Here is a 19,914-nt window from a genome sequence, read left to right as displayed (position 1 = left end):
GAATGGCTGAATCCGTCGTACTGGACCCGGTCGATCTTCATCTGTTGCGGCTGCTGCAGAACGACGCCCGGATGACGTATCGCGACCTCGCCGCGCTGGTCGGGGTCGCGCCGTCGACCTGTCTCGACCGGGTGACCCGGTTGCGACGGTCGGGCGTGATCCTCGGGCATCAGCTGCGGCTCGATCCGGCCAAGCTCGGCCGAGGGCTTGAAGCGCTGCTGTCCGTGCAGGTCAGGCCGCATCGACGGGAGTTGGTGGGGCCGTTCGTGGAGCGCATACGGGCGCTGCCCGAGTCGCGCACCGTCTTCCATCTCACCGGGCCCGACGACTATCTCGTCCATGTGGCGGTCGCGGACATGACCGATCTGCAGCGGCTGGTGCTCGACGAGTTCACGGCGCACCGTGAAGTGGCCCGCGTGGAGACCCGGTTGATCTTCCAGCAGTGGGAGTGCGGACCGCTGCTTCCGCCCGTGTCGTCGGCCCAATCGGGGTGACGGGCGGCGGGGGGTCGTACGAGGATGGCGGCATGTCTGAGATCAAGAGCCCGCTGCCCCGCCAGATCGCCGACGCCTACGTCGACGAGCTCGTCGCCCTCGACCCGATCACCGGCACCTTCCTCGGCGTGAGGGAGAGTTCGAGCAGGCTGCCCGACACCTCGCCCGCGGGTGCGGAGGCGCTCGCGGAGCTGTCGCGGCGGACGCTGGTCCGGCTGGCGGAGGCCGAACGGCTGCCCGGCGCGGACAACGACATCGAGCGCCGGTGCGCGCGCCTGCTGCGCGAGCGGCTGACCGCCTCGCTCGCCGTGCACGAGGCCGACGAAGGACTGCGCGCCGTCAGCAATCTCCACTCGCCCGCGCACGCGGTGCGCCAGGTGTTCACGGTGACGCCGGCCCGGTCGGAGGAGGACTGGGCGGCGATCGCCGAGCGGCTGCGGGCCGTGCCGGACGCGCTGGAGGGCTACCGCGACTCGCTGGCCCTGGGGCTGGAGCGGAAGCTGTACGGCGGGCCGCGCGCCACCGCCACCTTCGTCGAGCAGCTCGGCCAGTGGGCCGACGCGGACAGCGCGGGCCACGGCTGGTTCGGACAGTACGCGGCCGGCGGGCCCGAGGCGCTCCGGTCGGAGCTGGACGAGGCGGCCCGCGCGGCCGACGAGGCGGTGCTCGTGCTGCGCGACTGGGTGCGGGACGTGTACGCGCCGTCCATCGAGGGCGCGCCGGACGTGGTGGGGCGCGAGCGGTACGCGCGCTGGGTGCGCTACTTCAACGGTACGGACCTCGACCTGGACGAGGCGTACGCGTACGGCTGGTCCGAGTACCACCGGCTGCTCGGCGAGATGAGGACCGAGGCCGAGAAGATCCTGCCCGATGCGGCCACACCGTGGGTGGCGCTGGCCCATCTGGACGAGCACGGGACGCACATCGAGGGCGTCGACGAGGTGCAGCGCTGGCTGCAGGCGCTGATGGACGAGGCGATCGAGAAGCTCGACGGCACCCACTTCGACCTGGCCGAACGGGTACGGCGCGTCGAGTCCCGGATCGCGCCTCCCGGCAGCGCGGCGGCGCCGTACTACACGCCCCCGTCGGACGACTTCACCCGCCCCGGCTGCACCTGGCTGCCGACCATGGGTCAGACCCGTTTCCCCGTCTACGACCTGGTCTCCACCTGGTACCACGAGGGCGTGCCGGGCCACCATCTCCAGCTGGCCCAGTGGAAGCACATCGCCGAGAACCTCTCCCGCTACCAGGCCGGAGTCGGCATGGTCAGCGCCAACGCCGAGGGCTGGGCGCTGTACGCGGAGCGGCTGATGGACGAGTTGGGCTTCCTCACGGAACCCGAGCGCCGCCTCGGCTACCTGGACGCGCAGATGATGCGGGCCGCCCGGGTCATCATCGACATCGGCATGCACCTGGAGCTGTCGATCCCGGCCGACTCCCCCTTCCACCCGGGGGAGCGCTGGACGCCCGCGCTGGCGCAGGAGTTCTTCGGCACGCACAGCAGCCGGCCTGCGGACTTCGTGGAGAGCGAGCTGACCCGCTACCTCTCGATGCCGGGTCAGGCCATCGGCTACAAGCTGGGCGAACGCGCCTGGCTGCTCGGCCGCGAGAAGGCCCGCGCACGGCAGGGCGACACCTTCGACCTCAAGTCCTGGCACATGGCCGCCCTTTCACAGGGCTCGCTGGGCCTGGACGACCTGGTCGACGAGCTGGCGCAGTTGTGAGTCGGTCACTCAACGCCTTTGGCAATCCGGCGGGTTGACGGCCGCGCCGGTGATCCGGCCCGCCCGCCGCGTCGGTGGCGCACAAGAGCCACCGACGCGGCGGGCACGCAGTCGTCGGTGGTCATCCGTGCTCGGGCCGCCGCAGCTGTACGAGGCCCAGCCAAGTCTCCGGACCCGGCTGCACGTTGGCCGCCCGGACCGTGTAACTCCCCGGTTCCAGTACGACCTTCAGGGCGTCCGTCCGCTCCGTGTCGCTGCCGGGCCAGGCCGAGTCGAACAGCACGACCGTGCCCGGCACTTCCCAGCCGAACTCGGTCTCCCAGTCGGCGCCGGCGAGGGCGGCGGGCACTCCGGCCAGCAGCTCCTCCTCGGAGTTCGCGGCACACCACCGTACGAAGACGGAGTGTTCCGGCAGATAGACGGTGGCGGCGGGGTCGTCGCCCAGGACCAGGGCCGCCGAGTCACCGACGGGGAGCAGACCGACGATGCCGTCGACCTCGCAGGCGCGGTCGTAGTCGGAGGCGGTCTCCTCGCCGTCGGCCCCCGCCCAGAACGGCAGAACCGTCTCCGGCACCGCTATGAGCGGGCCGCCGCCCGACTCGACCCACTCCAACCCACCCGGATCCGCGTATCGCACCATGACGCAAGAACCTACAGGCACAGTCGTCGCACAAATTCGCTGTTCTCCAACCCTCCTCATCCGTCACCCTCGACATCCATGAGCGACCGGACCCTCTTTCTCTCCCCGCGCCTGACCGAGACCGGCGATGCCCTGGCCCACGCGGCCCGGCGTCGTGCGCTGCGTGTCGAGACCCTGCGCGACTGGCGGGTGCCCGAGAGGTGGAGCGGAGACGCGTCGCTCTACGCCGGTCCCCTCTTCGCGGACACGGTCGCCGGGGGCCTCGGGCTCGGGCTCCTGGAGGCGCCGCAGGACTGGCTCGCCCGGCTGCCGTACGAACTCACGCACAGGGAGGTCGAGTTCACCACGATCGCTGAGGCGCGGCAGCTGCGGCGGCCTGCCTTCGTGAAGCCGCCGAACGACAAGAGCTTCCCCGCCCGTGTCTACCCGGACGGCAGCGGGCTGCCCGGCTCCGACGCGGTCGACGGCACCGAGGCCGTGCTGGTCAGCGACATCGTGGCGTTCGCCGTCGAATACCGGTTGTTCCTCCTCGACGGGGAGGTCCGCACCGGCAGCCGGTACGCGACGCGGGGTTCCCTCGACGTCGCCCCGCTGGCGGAGGACCCTCGTCGTCGTGAAGTGCTGGCGTTCGCGGGGCGGTTGGCGGCCTCGGAGTTGCCGAGCGCGATCGTGGTGGACGTCGGCCTGATCGACGGTGCCGGGTGGGCGGTCGTCGAGGCCAACGCCGCCTGGGCCAGCGGGCATTACGCCTGCGGCGCGGACGCCGCGCTGGACGTGGTGCTGCGGGCGGCGGGCCCGGCCTCGGCGTTCACACCGGCAGACCGCCGCTTTCTGCGACCGGTTCCCGAGGTGCTACGGGACTGAGCCGACGGTCGCCACATCAGCACCCGCAGTCCTCGGCGTCCACCGGTGCGGTCAGCGGGTCGGCGGTGCGGCGCCGGGGGCCCTCCCAGGTCTCGTAGGCGAAGCCCTCGCGTGCCCAGTACTCGAAGCCGCCCAGCATCTCCTTGACCTGGTAGCCGAGTTCGGCGAGGGCGAGCGCGGCGCGGGTGGCGCCGTTGCAGCCGGGGCCCCAGCAGTAGGTGACGACCGGCACGGCCTTGTCGAGGAGCCGCTCGGCCTGTTCGGGGATGAGCGCGGTCGGCAGATGGAGCGCGCCGGGGATGTGCCCCTGGTCCCAGGACGCGGTGGACCGGGAGTCCAGCACGACGAACCCGGGGTCGCCGCCGGCCGCGAGTGCGGCGGCCACGTCGGAGACATCGGCGTGGAAGGCGAGGCCGGCCCGGAAGTAGGCGGCGGCCTCGGCCGGAGCGGCGGGCGCGACGCGGAGCACGGGGTTCGCGGTGGTGGAGATCAGTGTGTCGGGATGCGCGGTGTCGGAGATCATGTGCGGAAATCTATGCCCGGCGCCGGGCCTTCTGAAGTGGGGTTCCCCGGGCATCCTCTTGATCGGCCGGGGATTCCCCTGCTATTCCTCGGGCATGACCACGTTTTCCCCGGATGCCACCGACTGGCGCATTCTCGATGTCCTCCAGCGTGAGGGCCGGGCCACCTTCGCCGAGCTGGCCCGGGCCGTCTCCATGTCGCCGAGCGCGGTCACCGAACGGGTGCGGCGGCTGGAGGAGGCCGGCGTCATCCAGGGGTACGCGGCCGTCGTGGACCCCGAGCGGCTCGGGTTGCCGATCCTCGCATTCGTACGGCTCAGGTACCCCAACGGCAACTACAAGCCGTTCCACGACCTGGTCGCGGTGACGCCCGAGATCCTGGAGGCGCACCACGTGACGGGCGACGACTGCTTCGTCATCAAGGTCACCGCCCGCTCCATGCGGCACCTGGAGGAGGTGTCGGGGAAGATCGGGGCGCTCGGCTCGGTGACCACGAGCGTCGTCTACTCCTCCCCGCTGCCCCGGCGTCCGCTCGGTCACTGACCTCGCTGTCGGACCGTCGACCCCGATCTGCCCTTCACGATCTCCAGCTGGGCGTGGATGCGCCGGCGCAGGTCGGCGACGTGGCTGACGATGCCGACGCTGCGGTCGCGCTCGCGCAGGGAGTCGAGCACGTCGAGGACCTCGTCGAGGGTCTGGTCGTCGAGGCTGCCGAAGCCCTCGTCGATGAAGAGCGTGTCCAGGCGGACGCCGCCCGCCTCGTCGGTGACGACATCGGCGAGGCCGAGGGCGAGCGCGAGGGAGGCGAAGAAGGTCTCACCGCCGGACAGGGTCGCCGTGTCCCGCTCGCGGCCGGTCCAGGCGTCGACGACGTGCAGTCCGAGGCCGCTGCGGCCGCGCCCGGAGCGGTCGTCGGAGTGGACCAGGGTGTAGCGGCCGGACGACATGCGCTGCAGCCGTACGGTCGCGGCGGCGGCGACCTGTTCGAGACGGGCCGCCAGGACATACGACTCCAGGCGCATCCTGCGCTCGTTCTCCGCGGAGGTGCCCGCGGCGAGGGAGGCCAGGCGGGCCACCCGATCGTACTCCTCGCGCAGGGGCGCCAGCCGCCGTACGCCGTCGGCCGAGCGGGTGGAGAGCCGGTCGAGCTCGGTGCAGCGCCGGTCCGCCGCGTCGCGGGCGGAGGCGGCGTCGCGCAGCCGCTGGGCCGCCACGGTGGCCGTCCGCTGTGCGGCCCCGAGGTCGGCGGGCGGCTGCTGGGCGGCGGCCGCGGTCTCGTCCTCGGCGAGCATGGCCCGTACGGCGGCCTCCTCGGACTGCCAGGCGTCCAGGCGTCGTTGGAGTTCGCGGTGGGCGGTGTCGTCGAGGAGGGCGGCGGCCGCGGCCTGCGGGGTGTCGAACCCGGCCCGGAACGCGGCGTCGGCGAGCCGGGCATCGGCGTCCTTGAGGCGCTGGGCGGTGTCCTCGGCGGCGCGGGCGGCGTCGGCGGCGTCGGTCAGGAGGGCGACCCGGCGCTCCAGCTGGGCGGCGCGGGCCGAGACGCTGGCCGCGGTTCCGCGGGCCTGGGCCAACTCCGTTTCCAGGGCGGCTCGTTCACGGTCCAGCGCATCACGGCGGGCGACCCGGGAGGCGGTCCGCACCGCGGCTTCCTGCTGGGCGAGGACGCGCCGCTCATGCTCCTGCTCGGCCTGGCGCAGTCGCTCGCTCGCGGTGTGCAGCAGGGAGGCGCCGCTTCGCGCCTCGGCGTACAGCCGCTCCAACTCCTCGGCCGCTGAAGCGAGTTGATCGGTGGGGGCGTCACCGGCCTCGCCCTGGGCGGCCGCCAGTGCCCGCTGTACGACACCGAGGCGGCGCTCGGCCTCGGCGCGCTCTTCGTCGGCGCGCTGGGCGGCGGCGAGCGCACGTTCCTCGGTGTGCCGGTCGACGTGCCCGGCGTCCTTGCGGGCGGGTGCCGGATGCTCGGTCGCGCCACAGACCGCACAGGGCTCGCCGTCGGTGAGCTGGGCGGCCAGTTCGGCGGCGATGCCGTTCAGCCGCTGTTCCTTGATGTCCAGCCACTCCGCGCGCGCCTTCAGGGCACCCTCCGTGGCGGTGGTCACCTGGCGCTGGGCGTCGTCGGTGTCCCGCGCGAACTGGTCGCGCTGCCGGGCGGCGGCGAGCCGTCTGCGAGCGGGCTCCCGCTGCACGGCCAGCTGTTCGGCCCGGGTGGCCGCCTCCTGGGCGGACTCGACGCCGCTCTGCAGCCCCGCGCGGACCTCCTCCCACCCGGCGAGCCATGCCCCGGCCTCCTGAAGCACCTCCTCGTCGGCCCGCTCCTGCCGGTCCAGGTCGGCCCGCTCCGCGACGAGACCGGCCAGCCGCCGCTCACCCCGCCGAGCCGACTCCAGCCCCCCGAGCTCCTCGACCACCCGCCGCGCCGCCACCGCAAGCCCACCGGCACCGGCTTCAGCGACAGCGACCCACCCCTGGCCGAGCTCGATCGGCCCCCCACCGACGGACCCGGGGTCGCCCGCCCGTCCCGCCAGACCCGCGCGGCCGTCCGGCAACACCGCGCCACCAGCCCCCGAACCGGAATCCGAAGTCCCCGAACCGCCGTCCAACCACCCGACGCCGAGCTCACCCGAACCCGCACCGGCGGAACCGGCACCGACCGCCCGTCCCGCCAGACCCGACCGGCCGTCCGACGGCACCGCGCCACCAGCCCCCGAACCGGAATCCGAAGTCTCCGAACCGGGACCCGACTCCCGCGCGCGGTCATCCCCGTCGGCGTCGCCGCGACCGCCCCATGGGCCCCGGGGCCCGGCAGTCCCGGGATCGCCCACAGCCATGGACGCGCCCGCTTCCCCGCTCCGGGAACCCCCGTGCCCCTCGCCGAAGGCCCCGCGCAGCAACTCACGCGCGCGTGCCTCCGCCTGGGCCGCCCTTCTGTGCTCCGCCTCCGCGGCCTCCCTCAGCTCCAGCGCGGGGGCGACCGCCTCCGCCTTGCGTGCCCGCTCCATGCGGGCCTGGGCCTCCCGGTAGGCGTCGGCGTGCTCGTCCAGGCGCACGGCACGCGCCCGGGCCTGTGCGAACCGCTCCTGGAGCCGGGCCAGTTCACGCGCCTCGCCCAGGGCCCGCTCGGCCGCGGCCTGGGCCGACTCCATCGCCCGCAGACGGCAGTGGGCGATCGTCAGCTGTTCGCGGGCCGTGCTGCGGGCGATCGCCGCCGCACCGATGACGGCCTCGGCCAGACCCGGCTCCCCCGGCGCCAGCTCGGGCAGCTCCATGGCCCCGCCCGCCGCCTGCTGCATCCGGTGCGCGTCGGCCAGCAGGGCCGCGTCGCCCTCGCGCACCTGGGCCTCTGCGGCCCGTCTCCGCTCGGCCAGGCGCTTCTCGACCTCCGCGAAGCGGTGGGTGTCGAAGAGTCGGCCCAGCAGCTTGCCGCGGGCCTCGGCGTCGGCGCGCAGAAAGCGCGCGAAGTCGCCCTGGGGCAACAGCACGACCTGGCAGAACTGCTCGCGGCTCATGCCGAGCAGCTGGGTGATCTCCTCGCCGATCTCCTGGTGGGAGCGGCTGAGGTCCTTCCAGGCGGCGGCCACGGCGTCGTACTCGCGCAGCCGGCTCTGGGCCTTGTCGACCGTCGTCCCGGCCCTGTTGCCCTTCTTGGGGCGCTCCCAGGGTGGCTGTCGGGTGACCTCCAGCCGGCGTCCGGCGACGGTCAGTTCGAGCCTCACCTCGGTGCGGGTGCCGGCCGCCGCGTGGTCGCTGCGCAGGGTGAGGCCCTGGCCGCTCTGGCGGGCGCCCGGGACGGTGCCGTAGAGCGCGTAGCAGACGGCGTCGAGGACGGATGTCTTGCCCGCGCCGGTCGGCCCGTGCAGCAGGAACAGTCCGGCCGCCGACAGGGCGTCGAAGTCGACGGTCTGGGAGGCGCCGAACGGCCCGAAGGCCGTGATGTCCAGCCGGTGCAGCCTCACCGCGCCACCTCCCGGACGGCCTCGTCGGCGCGCACCGCGTCGAACGCGTCCCGCAGCACCGACTGTTCGCGCTCGTCCGGCCCGGCGCCGCGCACATGGGCGACGAAGTCCTCGGCGATCTCCTGGTCGCTGCGGCCCGCGAGCCGTCTGGCGTACGACACGTCGGGGTCGTCCGGTGCCCGCTCGGGGTCGAAGGCGAGGCTGAGGGTGTGCGGGAAGCGCTCGGTGAGGCGAGCCATGGGGTCGGCCGGGCGGACCGGGTCGGTGAGGGTGGCCTCGACCCAGGCCTCCTCGTGCCGGGCGAGCCCGGGGTCGGCGAGCAGGTCCTCCAGAGTGCCCCGGATACGGGCCAGCGCACGCGGGACCGGGCAGTCGACGCGCTCGGCGGTGACGGCTCCCCCGGCGTCGAGGTCGACGAGCCACATGGTCTTGCGGTGGTCGGCCTCGGAGAAGGAGTAGGGCAGCGGGGAGCCGGAGTAGCGGACGCGGTCGGTGATGGTCTGGCAGCCGTGCAGATGCCCCAGCGCCGCGTAGTCGACGCCGTCGAAGACGCCGGAGGGGACGGCGGCCACCCCGCCGACCGTGATGTCGCGCTCGCTGTCGCTGGCCTCACCGCCGGTGACGAAGGCGTGCGCGAGCACGACGGACCGGGTGCCGGGGGCGCGGGTGGCGAGATCCGCGCGGACACGCCGCATGGCGGCGGCGAGCACCGTCTCGTGGCCGGCCTTCTCGACGCCGAACTCGTCCTTGACCAGGGCGGGTTCGAGATAGGGCAGACCGTAGAAGGCGACGTCCCCGTGCTCGTCGGCCAGCACCACCGGAGTGCCGCACGCCGCGGGCTCGGTGCGCAGATGGATGCCCGCACGGCCGATGAGTCCGGCGCCGACGCCCAGTCGACGGGCCGAGTCGTGGTTCCCGGAGATCATCATCGTGGGCACACCGAGGGCGGCGAGCCGGTGCAGGGCGTCGTCGAACAGCTCGACCGCGGCCAGCGGCGGCACCGCCCGGTCGTACACGTCCCCCGACACGACCACCGCGTCCACACCGCGCTCACGCACGGTCGTGACGAGGTGGCCGATGAACCCGGCCTGGGCCCCGAGCATGTTCACCCGGTGGAACGCCCGGCCGAGATGCCAGTCGGAAGTGTGCAGCAGCCTCATGATCCCCGACCCTAACGGCCGGGTCTGACATCACGGGTGGTTACTCCCGTATCGGCCCGTCATGAGCCGTCCCGTACCGGTCCGTTACGCCCGATTCGCGATGAACGTCATGCGTCTCCGTAGGTTTCTCCGCCCAGTTCGAACCGGGCCGTTCCCGCCGTCGCGTCCGCCAACCAGGCACGGAAGGCGGCCACATCGGCGTCCGGCAGGCCGATCTCGATGGTGACGGCCTCGCCGTAACGCACATCACGCACCTCGCGTCCCGTCGCCCGCAGGTCGTTCTGGACCCTCCCGGCGCGCTGGTGGTCGACGGTGACCGTGGCGAGGCGGAAACGGCGGCGGGTGAGGGTGCCGAGGGTGTCCAGGGCCTCGCCCACGGCGCCGCCGTACGCCCTGATGAGGCCGCCCGCGCCGAGTTTGACGCCGCCGTAGTAGCGGGTGACGACGGCGACGACGTACCTCATGTCGCGGCGCAGCAGCATCTGGAGCATGGGGACGCCGGCGGTGCCGCTCGGCTCGCCGTCGTCGCCGGCCTTCTGGGTGGAGGCCTCGGCGCCGATGACGTAGGCCCAGCAGTTGTGGGTGGCGTCGGCGTGCTCCTTGCGGATACCCGCGATGAAGTCCTGCGCCTCCTGCTCGGTGGCCGCCGGGGCGAGGGCGCACAGGAAGCGGGAGCGGTTGACCTCGGTCTCGTGCACGCCCGCGTGGGCGACCGTGCGGTACTCGTCCTGCATCCGCCCAGCCTATGCGGCCCTTGCGGGGTCGCCCCCCGCCGGTGGTGGGGGTGAGGATGTCATGGATACTCGCTCCTCGTTGTCCGCACCTCGCAGTCCGCACCTCGCGGTCCGCACCTCGCAGTCCGCGCGAACGCTGTCCCCGCAACGCCTTGTCCGTACGGCCCCACGGCCATGACGTCCTCCTGGAGATCACCGCATGACCGGCACCGAGGTGGAGAGCCCGGGCGCGACCGGCCCGGGCGATGTCGCGCCCGCCCCCGCCAAGGCCCGTTTCCGGGCATGGCTGCTGGAAGGGCTGAGCGAGCAGTCGGCCCGCCATCCGGGACCGCACGCCACACCCCGGGCCGAGCACAAGGGCCACAAGTGGTGGCGGGTGATGTGTCTCACCGGTGTCGACTACTTCTCCACCCTCGGCTACCAGCCGGGCATCGCCGCGCTCGCCGCCGGTCTGCTCTCCCCCGTCGCGACCCTGGTGCTGATCGCGCTGACCCTGCTCGGCGCGCTGCCGGTCTACCGCCGGGTGGCGCACGAGAGCCCGCACGGCGAGGGCTCGATCGCCATGCTGGAGCGGCTGCTGTCGTGGTGGTCGGGGAAGATCTTCGTCCTGGTGCTGCTCGGGTTCGCGGCCACGGACTTCCTGATCACCATCACCCTGTCGGCCGCGGACGCCGCCGCGCATGTCGTGGAGAACCCCTTCGCCCCGCACTGGATGGAGGGCGGGAACCTCTGGATCACCCTCGCCCTGGTCGGTGCGCTCGGCGCGGTGTTCCTGAAGGGGTTCCGGGAGGCCATCGGGATCGCCGTGGTGCTGGTGGGGACGTATCTCACCCTGAATGTCGTCGTGCTCGCCGTGTCCGCCTGGGAGGTGCTCAGCCACCCGGTGAGGATCGGTGACTGGACGGACGCGCTGACCGCCGAGCACTCCTCGCCGCTCGCGATGGTCGGCGTGGCGCTCCTCGTCTTCCCGAAGCTGGCGCTCGGCATGTCCGGCTTCGAGACCGGAGTGGCGGTGATGCCGCAGGTCGAGGGTGACGCGACGGACACGTACGCCAAGCCGACGGGCCGTGTCCGGGAGACCCGCAGGCTGCTCACCACGGCCGCCGTGATCATGAGCTGCTTCCTGCTGCTCTCCAGCCTGGCGACGACGATCCTGATCCCGCAGGACGCGTTCAGGAGCGGCGGCCCGGCGAACGGGCGCGCCCTCGCCTACCTCGCGCACCAGCGTCTGGGCGAGGCCTTCGGCACGGTGTACGACATCTCGACGATCGCCATCCTGTGGTTCGCGGGCGCCTCCGCGCTCGCCGGTCTGCTCAACCTCGTACCGCGCTATCTGCCGCGCTACGGCATGGCGCCCGAGTGGACGCGGGCCGTACGCCCCCTGGTGCTCGTCTTCATGGTGGCCGCGGTCGGCATCACGCTGTGGTTCGACGCGAGTGTGGACGCGCAGAGCGGGGCGTACGCGACCGGGGTGCTGGTGCTGATGCTGTCCGCGTCGTTCGCCTCGACGGTGGCCGTGCACAAGCGGGGTCACCGGGCCGCGACCGCCGGCTTCGGGGCGATCACCGCGGTGTTCGCCTACACCACGGTGGCGAACGTCCTGGAGCGGCCGGACGGCATCAAGATCGCGGCGATCTTCATCGTGGCGATCCTGGTGACGTCGTTCGGCTCGCGGGTGCGGCGGGCGTTCGAACTGCGGGCCGCCGAGGTGACGTTGGACGAGACGGCGGTGCGGTTCGTGACGGAGGCCGCGAGCAGCGGCGCGCTGCGGCTGATCGCCAACGAGCCGCAGGAGCACAGCACCAGGGAGTACCGGGCCAAGGAGCACGACCAGCGGGCCCACACCCACATCCCGGAGGACAGCCCCCTGCTCTTCCTCGAGGTCTTCGTCCGTGACTCGTCCGACTTCACCTCGGACATCACCGTGCACGGCGACGAGAAGCACGGGGTGCGGCGGCTGCGGGTGCAGGGGCCGACCGTGCCGAACACCATCGCCGCCGTCCTGCTGGCCCTGCGCGACCGCACCGGCACGGTGCCGAACGCCTACTTCAGCTGGACCGAGGGCAACCCGGTCAGCCATCTGATCCGCTTCCTGGTGTTCGGGGACGGCGAGGTCGCGCCGGTCACCCGTGAGGTGCTGCGGCGCGCCGAGCCGGATCCCGAACGACGGCCACGTGTGCACGTGGGCTGACTCAGCCCCTCTTCCCGCCGCCCTTCCTGCCCCTCGGCACGATCACGCTCGTCAGGAGCGCCGTGCCGGGGACGAGCCGGCGCCACGTGGTGCCGTGCCAGGCCAGTACCGCGATCGCCGAGGTGGGGAACTTCGTGCGCACCTCGTCCAGCGTGTCGTCGAGGCTGTCCCCGGCGAGTTCCAGGACGAGGTCCTCCAGACCGGGGTTGTGCCCGACCAGCAGCAGCGTCTCGACCTCGGGCGACACCTCGTGCACGGCCGCCAGCAGGTCGGGCACGTCGGCGGCGTACAGCCTCGGATCGCGGCGCACCGGCGGCGGGGTGCCCCACTGGGCCGCGGCCAGCTCCCAGGTCTGCCGGGCGCGTACGGCGGTGGAGCACAGGGCGAGGTCGGGCAGGCAGTCGTTCTCGGCGAGGGCGCGGCCGGCTTCCGGGGCGTCCCGGAGGCCGCGTGGCGCGAGCGGGCGCTCGTGGTCCGGGACGCCCGGCGGCCAGGCGGACTTGGCGTGTCTGAGGACGACCAGGCGGCGCAACGGGCCCGCTCCCATACGGGCGGTCATGCCGGCGTCCCGAGGTCGCGGGTGAGGTCGAGGCCGAGGATCCGGTCGGCGTAGGCGTACGTCTCGAAGCGGGCGCCCTCCGGCAGGTCGGGCGAAGTCTCCACCCAGGTCAGGGCGTTGAGCACGGTGGGGATGTCCAGGTCGTCCTCCCAGGCGGTACGGAGCCTTGCGCGGGCCTCGTCGGGGATGGGCCGGGACGGCTGCCGTGCCCAGGCGGCGACGGCGGCCCGCCAGCGGCCGAGGGTGGCCTGGGCCTCGCTCAGGGCGGCTGCGTCGAGCCGGGCCGGCGCGGTGCGCGGCTGGGTGAGCAGGGCCAGGCGCAGGGCGGCGGGGTCCGTGTCCGTCGGCGCGTTCGGCGCCCCGGGTTCGAGGGGGGCCACGGCGACGCGCACACCGTCGGGGGTCGCGCCGTCCTCCGCCACCACATGGATGACCTGGGCCTCGCCCAGACCGGACCCCACGTCCCGGCTGTCCTCGAAGGGCCGTATGCCCAGGGCGGCGGCCTCCGCCTGGAGTTCCGCCCGCTGCCGCCCGCTGGTCAGCACGCCCCACACCGGGGTGCCGCCGAGCTCCAGGGCACGTACGAGCGTGTCGGCGACGAGCAGCACCCGCAGGGCGCCCGGGTCGAGACCGGCCACATGGACCTCGACACGGGTGAGCCCCCGGCGGGCCGGGGCGGCGTCGACGGGCTGGCCGGTTCGGGCGTCGGTGATGCGCAGCACGAGGTGAGCGTAGGCGGGCGGACGGCCGGCCGCAGGCATCCGGCACGGATTCCGGACACGGCGACGGAATTCGACAGGGCGCGGGAGTGATGTCAGGGTGCGGCACCCGCGCGACGCGCCCCCACCCACGCCGGGGCCGACGCGCGGACTGTCCGGACGGTACCGCGGCGCCGGGTGGTGGGGAATCCTCGTGCGCGCCCGGCGGTTGAGGGTCTCGACAGCACTTCCACGAGGCGCAGGGAGGCCCGGGTGTACGGCGACGAGGCAACGGTCCGCAGGATCCTCACCGAGCTCGGCGACACCTGGGCCGTGGTGGGCCTGTCGTCCAATCGCGGGCGCGCCGCGTACGGCGTCGCGCAGGTGCTGCAGCGCTACGGCAAGCGTGTCGTGCCGGTCCACCCCAAGGCGGAGACGGTCCACGGCGAGCAGGGGTACGCCTCCCTGGCCGACATCCCCTTCGACGTCGACGTGGTGGACGTGTTCGTCAACAGCGACCTCGCCGGGCCGGTCGCCGACGAGGCGGTCGCGAAGGGCGCGAAAGCCGTCTGGTTCCAGCTCGACGTGATCGACGAGGCGGCGTACGAGCGTACGCGCGCGGCGGGCCTGGAGATGGTCATGGACCGCTGCCCCGCGATCGAGATACCGAAGCTCGGCTAGGGCCCTGGTCACAACCGGTTTCCGCGGTGCTCGGCCGACTGCTGTGGGCTGATCTCCTGGCAGGGCGGCTTCGGCGGGCAGGGTGACATCGCGCTGTGGTGGGACGTCCTGCTCGTGGTCACCGACGCCCCGGCACACTGACCCCCTTTGTGACCTGGCCAGTCGGCCCCGGCGTCCGTGCCGTGGCTGACGGGTCACCGTCATAATGGTCGGGTGACCTTCGCGACCCCCCACGCCGACTCACCGTCCCCGCAGCGCCTTCCGGTGGTGATCGTGGGCGCCGGGCCCGCCGGTCTCACCCTCGGCAACATCCTGCGGGCCGCCTCGGTCGACTGTCTGGTCCTGGAGGCGGAGACACGTGAGTTCATCGAACAGCGGCCCCGCGCCGGGGTCCTGGAGGAGTGGGCGGTCCGCGGTCTGGAGCGACGCGGGCTGGCGGACGTCCTGTTGGAGCGGGCGCAGCGGCACACCGAGTGCGAGTTCCGCTTCGACAACCGGCGCCACCGGCTCGCGTACCACGAGCTGACGGGGCATCACCACTTCGTCTGTCCGCAGCCGTTGCTGGTGACGGACCTGGTGCGGGAGTATGCGGATGCGCGCGGTGGGGCCATCCGGTTCGGGGTCCGGGACGTCCAGCTGCACGGGCTGGACTCGGACCACCCGGCGGTGTCGTACACCGACCCGGGAACGGGCCGACGGGAGCTGGTGCGCTGCGAGTTCGTGGCCGGCTGCGACGGGGCACGCGGGGTGACCCGGACCGTGCTGCCGAAGAGCGCGCGGATCGCCCGCCAGGACTACGGCGTCGGCTGGCTGGCGCTGCTCGCCGAGGCACCGCCGTCCAGCGACTGCGTGGTGTTCGGCATCCATCCGTGCGGTTTCGCCGGGCACATGGCCCGCAGCCCCGAGGTCACCCGCTACTACCTCCAGTGCCCGCCCGGCGACGACCCCGAGGACTGGCCGCACGACAGGGTCTGGGCCGAACTCCAGGAGCGTCTGGGCGCCGACGACCGGCCGCCGCTCACCGAGGGCCGGCTCATCGAGAAGCGCGTCCTCGACATGCACAACCACGTCGTCGAACCCATGGTGTTCGGCCGTCTCTTCCTCGCCGGGGACGCGGCCCATCTGACCGCTCCCATCGCGGCCAAGGGCATGAACCTCGCCCTGCACGACGCGTTCCTGCTCGGCGACGGGCTCGTGGAGTACCTCACCAAGGGTGAACCCGCCGGTCTGAACGGCTACTCGGAGGCCTGCCTCGCCCGCGTCTGGGACTACCAGGAGTTCTCGCAGTGGCTGTCGGAGGTGTATCACGGCGCCTCGTCGGGGGACGCCCACCGGGCGGGCACCACACTGGCCCGGCTGCGGCGCCTCTTCGCGTCTCCGTCCGCCGCGGTCGCGTTCGCCGAGCAGTACCTCGGCACCGGGCCGATGCCCTGACGCCCCCGGGCCGCCGTCCTGACACCGTCAGGCCACGCCCAGTCCCTCCAGCACCACCGCACCCGGCAGTTCCGCGAACGCCTTGCCCGGGACCAGCAGTTTGCCGCGCCGCAGTCCGCTGCCCACCAGGACATACGGCAGGTCGACCACGGCCGAGTCCACCAACACCGGCCAGCCGTCCGGAAGTCCCACCGGGGTGATACCGCCGTACTCCATGCCGGTCTCCCCGGTCGCCGTGTCCATGGACGCGAACGAGGCCTTGCGGGCGCCGAGTTGGCGGCGCACCACGCCGTTGACGTCGACCCGGGTCGTGGAGAGGACGAGACACGCGGCGAGTGTCGTCTCACCGCCCCGCCTGCCCGCCACGACCACACAGTTCGCCGACCGCTCCAGCAGTTCCCGCCCGTAGTGCTCCACGAAGACGGCGGTGTCCGCCCACTGCGGGTCGGTGTCGACCCAGACGATCTGCTCGGCGGGAACGCTGCCGGTCCACCGGCGTACGGCGCCGGCGACCGGGCCGATCAGTTCGCCGAGGGCGTCGGGGGCGGGGAGGGCGGTGGCGAAGTCTCCGATGGGTGCGCGCATGGCCGCACGCTAACAAAGGGGCTCAGCGCACGGGCGGTACGGAGACGGCCAGCACGAACTCCACGGGGACGGTGCCCTGGTTGTCGTAGCTGTGGGGGGCGGCGGCCTCGAAGGTGACGCTGGCGCCGGCCGGAACCCGGTGCTCCGCGCCCTCCACGGTGAGGGTCAGCTCGCCCTCGGTCACATGGGCGAGCTCGACCGTGCCGACGGGGTGCGGGTCCGAGGCGCTGCCCTCCCCCGGCATCAGCCGCCACTCCCACATCTCCAGCGGGCCGGGCGCCTCGGTGCCCACGAGCAGCCGGCTGTAGCTGCCCGCGTCGGTGTGCCACAGCCGCACCGCCTGGTCGGAGGGGACGATCCGCACCTTCGGGCCCTGCTCGTAGTCGAGCAGGGTGGTGACGCTGACCCCGAGCGCGTCACCGATCTTGACGACCGTGCCGATGCTCGGGTTGGTGCGGGCCTGCTCGATCTGGATGAGCATGCCGCGGCTGACCCCGGCCCGGGCGGCCAGGGTGTCCAGCGTGAAGCCGCGCTCGTTGCGCCAGCGTTTGACGTTGCGCGCCAGTGACTGGGTCAGCAGATCGAGATCCGACACGTTCCGTCCATGCCCTTGCGAGTCGAGGCCAATATTATGGATGACACGGTTCACTTCACTGAACTACTGTGTGATGAACCCGATCGTTCATCGAACTGTACTGCGAGGCGAGCCGTGACAGCACTCTTCGCCCTGGCCACCAGCCTGTTGTGGGGCCTGGCCGACTTCGGCGGCGGACTGCTGACCCGGCGCGTCCCGGCGCTCACGGTGGTCGTGGTCTCGCAGACGGTCGCCGCGGTGGTGCTCGGCGCGGTCGTGGCGGTCACGGGCGGCTGGAGCGAGGCCGGCCCACGCCTGTGGTTCGCGTTCGCGGCCGGCCTCGCGGGGCCGGTGGCGATGATCTCCTTCTACCAGGCGCTCGCACTGGGTCCGATGGGTGTCGTCTCCCCGCTCGCGACGCTGAGCGTGGCGGTCCCGGTGGCCGTGGGCCTCTTTCTGGGCGAGCGGCCGGGCCTGACGCAGGCCGTGGGGATCGCGGTCGCCGTCACCGGTGTGGTGCTCGCGGGCGGCCCGCAGCTGGGCGGCGCCGCCGTCCAACGCCGGGCCGTCCTGCTCACCCTCGTCGCGGCGCTCGGCTTCGGCACCGTGTTCGCGCTGATCGCGGAGGCCTCCACCACGGTCACCGGACTGTTCCTCGCCCTCTTCGTCCAGCGGCTGACGAACGTGGCCGCGGGCGGCGCCGCCCTGTACGTGTCCATCAAGCGGGGCGCCCCCGCCCTCCCGGAGAGCGGCTTTCCCTGGGCCTCCCTGCCGGCCCTGGCCTTCGTCGGCCTCGCCGACGTCGCGGCCAACGGCACCTACTCGGTCGCCGCCCAGCACGGCCCCGTCACGGTAGCCGCCGTACTCGCGTCGCTCTACCCGGTGGTGACGGCGCTGGCCGCCCGCGGCGTCCTGCGGGAGCGCCTGAGAGGCATCCAGGCGGCGGGCGCGGGCCTCGCCCTGGTCGGCACTCTGCTGCTGGCGACGGGCTGAGGCGTGACGCGGATCAGGCCTCGGCCTCCAGTTCCGCGAGCCTCGCCACCGCCTCCTCGTCCAACTTCGACAGCGCCCACAGCTGTTCGGAAGTGGTTCCGTCGGGTATCGGCACCGGTGCGGGCGTCCTGAGCGGCGGCTGCCAGCCCGCACCGTCCGTCCAGCGCCGTACGACCCGGGCGGGCGCGCCCGCGACCACCGCATGGTCCGGCACCACACCTCGTACGACCGCCCCCGCGGCCACCACCACGTTCCGCCCGATCCTCGCCCCGGGCAGGATCACCGCGCCGGTGCCGATCCAGCAGCCCGGGCCGATCTCCACGGGCTCCATGCGCGGCCACTGCTTGCCGATGGGCTGGTGCGGATCGTCGTAGGAGTGATTTGTTGAAGTGACATAGACGTACGGCCCGAAGTAGCAGTCGCTGCCGATCGTCACCGTGGTGTCGGCGATGACATGGCTGCCGCGGCCCAGGACGACGCCGTCGCCGATGCGGAGGATGGGGTCGGGGCCGAGGTCGAGGTCGGGCATGAGGCCGGCGGTGAGGGTGACCTGTTCGCCGACGATGCAGTGGGAACCCAGGTGGATCCACGGCTCTCCGAAGACCGTGCCGAGCGGGAACGCCAGCCGGGTGGCCTCGCCGATCGAACCGAAGCGGAAGCGGCCGGGGTGGTCGGCCGTCACCGAACCGGTGCGCTGCACCCACGCCCAGCCCGCGTGGACGGCGCGCTGCGTCAGGCTTCGCCGCCAGGATGAGAACGTGTTCTTGCGCTTCGGCACGGTGTCACCGTACTGAGCGTTCGCTCGCCGTATGAGGCCGAGGGCTTGTGATCTTCGCCCTACCGGGTGGCGTACGGTGCGGAGTGTGTCCACAGACAAGGAGAGGGCGATGACGCGCAAGGCGTTGATCACGGGGATCGGCGGGCGGGAGCCGAAGATCGACGGGGAGGCGTTCGTGGCGCCCACGGCGTCGGTGATCGGGGACGTGACCGTCGAGGCGGGGGCGAGCGTCTGGTACGGCGCCGTACTGCGCGGCGACGTCGAGCGGATCTTCGTAGGCGCCCAGGCCAACATCCAGGACAACTGCACCCTCCATGCCGACCCCGGCTTCCCGGTACGCGTCGGGGAGCGGGTGTCGGTGGGGCACAACGCGGTCGTCCACGGCGCGACGGTCGAGGACGACTGCCTCATCGGAATGGGCGCGACCGTGCTGAACGGCGCGGTGATCGGGGCGGGGTCACTGGTCGCCGCGCAGGCGCTGGTGCCGCAGGGCATGCGGGTGCCGCCGGGTTCACTGGTGGCAGGAGTGCCGGCGAAGGTCAAGCGGGAGCTGACGGAGGAAGAACGGCAGGGGGTCACCCTGAACGGCACCCTCTACGCGGATCTGGCCAAGGCCCACAACGAAATCCACGAACGGTAGACCCGCACCGACTACTCGGCCGCAACCTTCTCCGGCTCCCGCGAAGCGCCCTTCGCCCGCCGCCTGATGACCAGCATCGACGTCAGACCGACCAGCACCGCCGCCGCCAGCCCCACGTACGAGAACCGCTTCAGCCAGTCCTCGGCGACGATTCCGACGTAGTAGACGACCGCGGTGGTGCCGCCCGCCCAGCAGATGCCGCCGAGGACGTTGGCGGTCAGGAACTTCCAGTACGGCATGTGGAGCACACCCGCGAGCGGTCCGGCGAAGATCCGCAGCAGGGCGATGAAGCGGCCGAAGAAGACCGCCCACATGCCCCACTTCTCGAAGGACTTCTCCGCCGTGGCGACATGGCCCTCGCTGAAGTGTCTCGGGAACTTCCGGGCCAGCCAGGCCAGCAACGGCCGGCCGCCCTTGCGGCCGATCGCGTAGCCGATGGAGTCGCCGACGACCGCGCCCGCCGTCGCGCACACGCCCAGGACGATCGGGTTGATTCCGGAGTGCTGGGAGGACATCAGGGCCGCCGAGACCAGGACGATCTCGCCCGGCAGCGGGACGCCCAGGCTCTCCAGACCGATGACCAGCGCCACCACGGCGTAGACGGCCGCCGCGGGCACGGTGTCGAGCCACTCCTGGACGTGCAACGCCGGTTCCTCCCGGTTCATGACCCTTGCCGGTCCCTGTTCCCGGC

At 72.7% G+C, this 19,914-nt stretch carries 20 protein-coding genes; 9 read left to right on the top strand and 11 right to left on the bottom strand.

Features of this window, described 5'->3' with window-relative positions; translation table 11 throughout:
* Window positions 1–2: 2 nt before the first annotated feature.
* Window positions 3–494 carry an Lrp/AsnC family transcriptional regulator gene (locus ABZT17_RS39935; protein WP_356356787.1) on the top strand — a complete coding sequence of 164 codons (492 nt, stop codon included), beginning with the start codon at window positions 3–5 and terminating at the stop codon, window positions 492–494.
* A 32-nt stretch (window positions 495–526) separates the two neighbouring features.
* Window positions 527–2,218 carry a DUF885 domain-containing protein gene (locus tag ABZT17_RS39930; protein ID WP_356356785.1) on the top strand — a complete coding sequence of 564 codons (1,692 nt, stop codon included), beginning with the start codon at window positions 527–529 and terminating at the stop codon, window positions 2,216–2,218.
* A 121-nt stretch (window positions 2,219–2,339) separates the two neighbouring features.
* Here ABZT17_RS39930 and ABZT17_RS39925 read toward each other — a convergent pair whose 3' ends face one another.
* On the bottom strand, window positions 2,340–2,858 hold the full coding sequence (locus ABZT17_RS39925) for an immunity 21 family protein (RefSeq protein WP_356356783.1): 519 nt from the start codon (window positions 2,856–2,858) through the stop codon (window positions 2,340–2,342).
* Between the two features lie 78 nt (window positions 2,859–2,936).
* On the opposite strand from ABZT17_RS39925, the gene ABZT17_RS39920 reads away from it, so the two are divergent.
* A complete protein-coding gene (locus tag ABZT17_RS39920; RefSeq protein ID WP_356356781.1) occupies window positions 2,937–3,722 on the top strand; it encodes an ATP-grasp domain-containing protein in 786 nt (261 codons plus the stop codon).
* Between the two features lie 16 nt (window positions 3,723–3,738).
* Here the strand turns inward: ABZT17_RS39920 and ABZT17_RS39915 are convergent, their stop codons facing one another.
* The gene (locus ABZT17_RS39915) at window positions 3,739–4,245 is read right to left on the bottom strand and encodes a rhodanese-like domain-containing protein (protein WP_356356779.1); all 507 of its coding nucleotides are present in this window, start codon (window positions 4,243–4,245) and stop codon (window positions 3,739–3,741) included.
* Between the two features lie 94 nt (window positions 4,246–4,339).
* On the opposite strand from ABZT17_RS39915, the gene ABZT17_RS39910 reads away from it, so the two are divergent.
* A complete protein-coding gene (locus ABZT17_RS39910; RefSeq protein ID WP_356356777.1) occupies window positions 4,340–4,786 on the top strand; it encodes an Lrp/AsnC family transcriptional regulator in 447 nt (148 codons plus the stop codon).
* On the opposite strand, the gene ABZT17_RS39905 is transcribed toward ABZT17_RS39910, so the two are convergent.
* The 3 genes from ABZT17_RS39905 to ABZT17_RS39895 all read right to left on the bottom strand — a co-directional run bounded on the left by ABZT17_RS39905 (window position 4,780) and on the right by ABZT17_RS39895 (window position 10,090).
* On the bottom strand, window positions 4,780–8,196 hold the full coding sequence (locus ABZT17_RS39905; protein ID WP_356356775.1) for an SMC family ATPase: 3,417 nt from the start codon (window positions 8,194–8,196) through the stop codon (window positions 4,780–4,782). The two genes, ABZT17_RS39910 and ABZT17_RS39905, sit on opposite strands and share 7 nt — an antisense overlap.
* On the bottom strand, window positions 8,193–9,356 hold the full coding sequence (locus ABZT17_RS39900; RefSeq protein ID WP_356356773.1) for an exonuclease SbcCD subunit D: 1,164 nt from the start codon (window positions 9,354–9,356) through the stop codon (window positions 8,193–8,195). Before ABZT17_RS39900 ends, ABZT17_RS39905 begins: the two co-directional genes overlap by 4 nt.
* A 107-nt stretch (window positions 9,357–9,463) precedes the next feature.
* Window positions 9,464–10,090 carry a YigZ family protein gene (locus tag ABZT17_RS39895; protein ID WP_356356771.1) on the bottom strand — a complete coding sequence of 209 codons (627 nt, stop codon included), beginning with the start codon at window positions 10,088–10,090 and terminating at the stop codon, window positions 9,464–9,466.
* Between the two features lie 199 nt (window positions 10,091–10,289).
* On the opposite strand from ABZT17_RS39895, the gene ABZT17_RS39890 reads away from it, so the two are divergent.
* Entirely contained in the window at window positions 10,290–12,281 is a 1,992-nt protein-coding gene (locus tag ABZT17_RS39890; RefSeq protein WP_356356769.1) for an amino acid transporter, read from the top strand.
* Between the two features lies 1 nt (window position 12,282).
* On the opposite strand, the gene ABZT17_RS39885 is transcribed toward ABZT17_RS39890, so the two are convergent.
* On the bottom strand, window positions 12,283–12,840 hold the full coding sequence (locus ABZT17_RS39885) for a histidine phosphatase family protein (RefSeq protein WP_356356767.1): 558 nt from the start codon (window positions 12,838–12,840) through the stop codon (window positions 12,283–12,285).
* A complete protein-coding gene (locus ABZT17_RS39880; RefSeq protein WP_356356765.1) occupies window positions 12,837–13,601 on the bottom strand; it encodes a hypothetical protein in 765 nt (254 codons plus the stop codon). The genes ABZT17_RS39885 and ABZT17_RS39880 overlap by 4 nt, the downstream gene beginning before the upstream one ends.
* Window positions 13,602–13,811: 210 nt before the next feature.
* On the opposite strand from ABZT17_RS39880, the gene ABZT17_RS39875 reads away from it, so the two are divergent.
* On the top strand, window positions 13,812–14,219 hold the full coding sequence (locus tag ABZT17_RS39875; protein WP_356356764.1) for a CoA-binding protein: 408 nt from the start codon (window positions 13,812–13,814) through the stop codon (window positions 14,217–14,219).
* A gap of 213 nt (window positions 14,220–14,432) precedes the next feature.
* Window positions 14,433–15,653 carry a 4-hydroxybenzoate 3-monooxygenase gene (locus ABZT17_RS39870; protein WP_356356763.1) on the top strand — a complete coding sequence of 407 codons (1,221 nt, stop codon included), beginning with the start codon at window positions 14,433–14,435 and terminating at the stop codon, window positions 15,651–15,653.
* 27 nt (window positions 15,654–15,680) lie between these two features.
* On the opposite strand, the gene ABZT17_RS39865 is transcribed toward ABZT17_RS39870, so the two are convergent.
* Together ABZT17_RS39865 and ABZT17_RS39860 are read right to left on the bottom strand one after the other, a co-directional pair.
* Window positions 15,681–16,238 (bottom strand): YbaK/EbsC family protein, encoded by a 558-nt coding sequence (locus ABZT17_RS39865; RefSeq protein ID WP_356356761.1) that lies wholly within the window; start codon window positions 16,236–16,238, stop codon window positions 15,681–15,683.
* Window positions 16,239–16,260: 22 nt separating this feature from the next.
* Complete coding sequence (locus ABZT17_RS39860; protein WP_356356759.1) at window positions 16,261–16,833, bottom strand: XRE family transcriptional regulator; 573 nt, start codon at window positions 16,831–16,833, stop codon at window positions 16,261–16,263.
* Between the two features lie 114 nt (window positions 16,834–16,947).
* Here ABZT17_RS39860 and ABZT17_RS39855 point away from each other — a divergent pair, with 114 nt between their 5' ends.
* A complete protein-coding gene (locus tag ABZT17_RS39855) occupies window positions 16,948–17,805 on the top strand; it encodes a DMT family transporter (protein ID WP_356356757.1) in 858 nt (285 codons plus the stop codon).
* A gap of 13 nt (window positions 17,806–17,818) precedes the next feature.
* On the opposite strand, the gene ABZT17_RS39850 is transcribed toward ABZT17_RS39855, so the two are convergent.
* A complete protein-coding gene (locus ABZT17_RS39850) occupies window positions 17,819–18,583 on the bottom strand; it encodes an acyltransferase (RefSeq protein ID WP_356356755.1) in 765 nt (254 codons plus the stop codon).
* A 109-nt stretch (window positions 18,584–18,692) separates the two neighbouring features.
* Between ABZT17_RS39850 and ABZT17_RS39845 the strand changes: the two genes are divergently transcribed.
* Window positions 18,693–19,223 (top strand): gamma carbonic anhydrase family protein, encoded by a 531-nt coding sequence (locus tag ABZT17_RS39845; protein WP_356356801.1) that lies wholly within the window; start codon window positions 18,693–18,695, stop codon window positions 19,221–19,223.
* Window positions 19,224–19,234: 11 nt separating this feature from the next.
* Here ABZT17_RS39845 and ABZT17_RS39840 read toward each other — a convergent pair whose 3' ends face one another.
* Window positions 19,235–19,867, bottom strand: coding sequence for a DedA family protein (locus tag ABZT17_RS39840; RefSeq protein WP_356356799.1), 633 nt, complete (start codon window positions 19,865–19,867; stop codon window positions 19,235–19,237).
* Window positions 19,868–19,914: the final 47 nt, after the last annotated feature.

This window comes from Streptomyces sp. NPDC005648, assembly GCF_040605395.1.
In the GTDB taxonomy this organism is placed as follows: domain Bacteria; phylum Actinomycetota; class Actinomycetes; order Streptomycetales; family Streptomycetaceae; genus Streptomyces.
The sequence above is the reverse complement of the archived record's forward strand: the minus strand, read 5'-3'. Positions and strand labels throughout refer to the sequence as shown.

Excerpts from the sequence above, each read along its gene's own strand:
- ABZT17_RS39920 (WP_356356781.1), top strand. The coding sequence starts at position 2,937 with ATGAGCGACCGGACCCTCTTTCTCTCCCCGCGCCTGACCGAGACCGGC.
- ABZT17_RS39865 (WP_356356761.1), bottom strand. The coding sequence starts at position 16,238 with ATGCGCGCACCCATCGGAGACTTCGCCACCGCCCTCCCCGCCCCCGAC.
- ABZT17_RS39915 (WP_356356779.1), bottom strand. The coding sequence starts at position 4,245 with ATGATCTCCGACACCGCGCATCCCGACACACTGATCTCCACCACCGCG.
- ABZT17_RS39885 (WP_356356767.1), bottom strand. The coding sequence starts at position 12,840 with ATGACCGCCCGTATGGGAGCGGGCCCGTTGCGCCGCCTGGTCGTCCTC.
- ABZT17_RS39930 (WP_356356785.1), top strand. The coding sequence starts at position 527 with ATGTCTGAGATCAAGAGCCCGCTGCCCCGCCAGATCGCCGACGCCTAC.
- ABZT17_RS39900 (WP_356356773.1), bottom strand. The coding sequence starts at position 9,356 with ATGAGGCTGCTGCACACTTCCGACTGGCATCTCGGCCGGGCGTTCCAC.
- ABZT17_RS39925 (WP_356356783.1), bottom strand. The coding sequence starts at position 2,858 with ATGGTGCGATACGCGGATCCGGGTGGGTTGGAGTGGGTCGAGTCGGGC.
- ABZT17_RS39890 (WP_356356769.1), top strand. The coding sequence starts at position 10,290 with ATGACCGGCACCGAGGTGGAGAGCCCGGGCGCGACCGGCCCGGGCGAT.
- ABZT17_RS39935 (WP_356356787.1), top strand. The coding sequence starts at position 3 with ATGGCTGAATCCGTCGTACTGGACCCGGTCGATCTTCATCTGTTGCGG.
- ABZT17_RS39880 (WP_356356765.1), bottom strand. The coding sequence starts at position 13,601 with ATGCCTGCGGCCGGCCGTCCGCCCGCCTACGCTCACCTCGTGCTGCGC.
- ABZT17_RS39910 (WP_356356777.1), top strand. The coding sequence starts at position 4,340 with ATGACCACGTTTTCCCCGGATGCCACCGACTGGCGCATTCTCGATGTC.
- ABZT17_RS39895 (WP_356356771.1), bottom strand. The coding sequence starts at position 10,090 with ATGCAGGACGAGTACCGCACGGTCGCCCACGCGGGCGTGCACGAGACC.
- ABZT17_RS39845 (WP_356356801.1), top strand. The coding sequence starts at position 18,693 with ATGACGCGCAAGGCGTTGATCACGGGGATCGGCGGGCGGGAGCCGAAG.